The sequence below is a fragment of the Streptomyces sp. NH27 genome, from assembly GCF_056859195.1.
The window spans coordinates 1-3,042 of record NZ_JACEGK010000717.1; the positions used below are offsets into that span (position 1 = coordinate 1).

A 3,042-nucleotide genomic window follows, 5' to 3' on the forward strand; every position below is an offset into this window, starting at 1 on the left:
GCCCTAGGGTGGCCGCCATGACCGCCGCCGACGCGCCCGACGCCCCCGAGGACCTCGCCGACCTGCCCTACGCCGGGCTGCTGCGCCCGCACACCGGCCCGCTGGAGGTCGAGGGCGACTACGACACCGTGCACTTCGACCGGATCGACTTCCCCGCCCGCAGCCGCGCCACCGGGTCCCGGTTCCTCGAATCGGCCGTCACCGACTGCTCCTTCGCCGAGACCGACCTGCGCGGCGCCCGGATGAACGACCTGTGGGCGTCCGGTACCCGGCTGACCGGCGTCTCGCTCGCCGAGAGCACCTGGCTGGACTCCGCGCTCGTCGGCTGCTCGCTGGCCGGCGTCGAGGCGTTCGGCTCGGTGCTGCGCCGGGTGCTCTTCCGCCGCTGCAAGCTCGACTCGGTGAACCTGCGCGCGGCCCGGCTGCACGACGTGGTCTTCGAGGACTGCGTGCTGCGCGACGTCGACTTCGGCGAGGCCCGGCTGGACGGGGTGTCCTTTCCCGGCAGCCGGCTGGAGCAGGCCCGCCTGAGCCGGGCCGAGCTGAAGCGGACCGATCTGCGCGGCGCGGTCGGTATCGACCTCGCCGACGGGTACGAAAGTCTGCGCGGCGCGGTGATCAGTTCGGGTCAACTGCTGGACCTCGCGCCCGCGCTGGCGCACACTCTCGGCATCACCGTCAAGGACGGCTGACCAGCCGCAACATGCGCCCCGTGACATACATCCAGCCACCCCTGGTGACTGGCTTGACAGGTGCTCTGCTGCGCGATCGCGCCATTGCGGATTCCGGCCGGTCGGCGGGCATTGTCCGGATCACCCGGTTCCTGGTTCGCTCTACTCACCGCCCCCGGCGAGGAAGGGAACGACTCAGTGCAGGAGATCGAGTTCCGGAGCGCACACCATCTGTGTGTCGATACGGATCCTGCGCTGTGCGTGCCCTGCCAGGAGCGGCTGGATCGGCAACTCGCCTTGCTTCCCCGGGTATACGGCGAGTTGGAGGTCGCGCTCGTACCGGCGCCGGACTCCGGCGACCGAGAGACCGGCACTGCCCGGCCCGGCATCCCCCTGAACGGGCCGGCTGTCGAGGCGCGCGCCGCTGTACGAGGCACTCTCGCCTCCTGGGCCGATCTGATAGTCGAGGGCCGCACCGTCCGTCTCCCCCTGCGGACGGTGCCGGCCCTCGCCGCATTCCTGCGCCGGCATCTGGGCTGGCTGGCCGTACACCCGGCCGCCGAGGACGCCGCCACGGAAATCGACGAGGTGCTCCGCGAAGTCCTGCGGATCCTGCGCCCGTACAGCGTCCCCGCCGTGCCCACCGGCCTCGGCGCCTGCTGAACCTCTCACCTTCCACCGAAGGTCTCCCGCCTCACCCGCTCCGCCCGGGACTTCCTGCGACGCCGGCCCCCACGACTCCGGCCCCCACACGCAGGAAGCGCTGTACGGCCCGTGAACCATCTCGGGCCGTACAGCGCAGGGGTTGCGTGAAACGATCGGCGCTCTAGGCCGGCGGGTACCAGATGGTAGGAGTGAACATCCGCTGGCTGGTGCCGCTGTCGGCGCCACTCGACGTGAGGGTCGCGGACTGTGCCGCGGCGGTGTGCGGGGTGCTGACGGCTGGCGGAGCCACGGGCGGAGCATCAGCGGCGACGGCGACGCCTGTGCCGCCGATGGAGCCGAGTGCGAGCGTCAACGCAGCGACGGCTGGCGCGTGGGTCCTGAGCCATTTACGCGACATCGGGTTCCTTAGCAGTCAAGGCCGGGGGTAGCCTGAAGCGGTTCGTCAATGCTGAAATGCGCATGAACCTGCTCCAGGATGCCAATGCCGCCAAGTGGAGCACCACGTTACGATGGTGCGAAAGTACGCCATGGCGCGTATGCGCACATTCAGATCAGATCGTTGGTAGCCGCAAGTACACCGGCCTGGAATCGACTCTCCGCGTCAAGGTAGCGCATCACCTCTGACACCAGGCGGCTCACTGTGCGCAGGGACACGCCCAGTTTCCTGGCGATGCGCTCATCGGTCAGGCCGTTCGCCAGCAGGCGCAGGGTGGTGCGGTGCTGCTCGGTCAGTTCGTGCTCGTCGTCCGGGCTGGTCGACGTCTTGGCTGTGTGCGGTACGGCGCGCAGCCAGCAGTCCTCGTACACGGCCAGGTAGGAGCGGACCAGGACCGGCCCGCGGATGACCACCGCGGGGCCGTCCGGGTCGGAGGGTTCGGCCCGGGTGAGCGCGGTGTGTTCGTCGGCCACCAGAAGGTCGAACGGCACCTGGGGAATGAGCCGGACTTCCGCGCCGAGTGCCGCCAGATCGCTCAGGTATTTCCGTTGCCGGGGGCCGGAATTCACGCTCTGGCCGTAAAGGGCGCGTACCCGGATGTTCTTCTCGATGAACGCCCGGTCGGAATCGAGCGAGTTCTCCAGAAATTCCGGCGGGGGCAGCGGACCCGGATGCATGGACGAAACGACTTCCGAAACCGTCGCGCCGAAATCGCGGACGAACTCCCGGCGGCGGGCCGGCCCGCTGAGCACCTCCACCTCGACCTCGGCGGGCTCCCGGGTCGCCACCGGCCGGTACCGCTCCATCAGCGTCTCGGCCGCCTTGACCACCGCGGTCAGGCCGTCGCGCTGAGCGACCAGGGTTTCGCGCTGCTTGGCCAGCAGGCCGATGAGCGCGGTGTCGGGCTCGACGGAGTCCGTCTTGCCCGGCCGCCAGCTCGGCCGCACCAGACCGAGGTCGTCCAGCTCGCGCCAGCCGGCCGCCGCCTCCTCGTCGGTCAGGCCCAGGCTCGCGTTGACCTTCTCGCGCTCGCTGGAGCCGTTGGTCAGCAGCGCCCGGTATATCGCGAGTCCGATACCGGCCGCGTCCGCGTCCCCACGTCGTGTCGCACCGGCCACGTCCGCTCCCCCTCACTCACACCCTGTGTTGCTCCGGCGGGCCCGCGCGGTTGCCGGGTCAACGCCCGTAGTGACTTTAGCAATGGATACGTCAGGTGCCAGCGGCGCTGCTTCGGCAGTCATTTGTCCGGCCGGCAGACGCGACAGTGCC

General features: G+C 69.9%; 4 protein-coding genes. 2 read left to right on the forward strand and 2 right to left on the reverse strand.

Going from position 1 to position 3,042, the window contains the following annotated elements; genetic code table 11:
• Together AC13HU_RS34865 and AC13HU_RS34870 are read left to right on the forward strand one after the other, a co-directional pair.
• A partial coding sequence (locus tag AC13HU_RS34865; RefSeq protein WP_483046004.1) for a pentapeptide repeat-containing protein occupies nt 1-692 on the forward strand: 692 nt, incomplete at its 5' end.
• Between the two features lie 177 nt (nt 693-869).
• Nucleotides 870-1,334 (forward strand): hypothetical protein, encoded by a 465-nt coding sequence (locus AC13HU_RS34870; protein WP_483046005.1) that lies wholly within the window; start codon nt 870-872, stop codon nt 1,332-1,334.
• Nucleotides 1,335-1,497: 163 nt separating this feature from the next.
• Here the strand turns inward: AC13HU_RS34870 and AC13HU_RS34875 are convergent, their stop codons facing one another.
• Entirely contained in the window at nt 1,498-1,626 is a 129-nt protein-coding gene (locus AC13HU_RS34875) for a hypothetical protein (protein ID WP_483046006.1), read from the reverse strand.
• Between the two features lie 257 nt (nt 1,627-1,883).
• A complete protein-coding gene (locus tag AC13HU_RS34880) occupies nt 1,884-2,891 on the reverse strand; it encodes a helix-turn-helix transcriptional regulator (RefSeq protein WP_483046007.1) in 1,008 nt (335 codons plus the stop codon).
• Between the last annotated feature and the right edge of the window lie 151 nt (nt 2,892-3,042).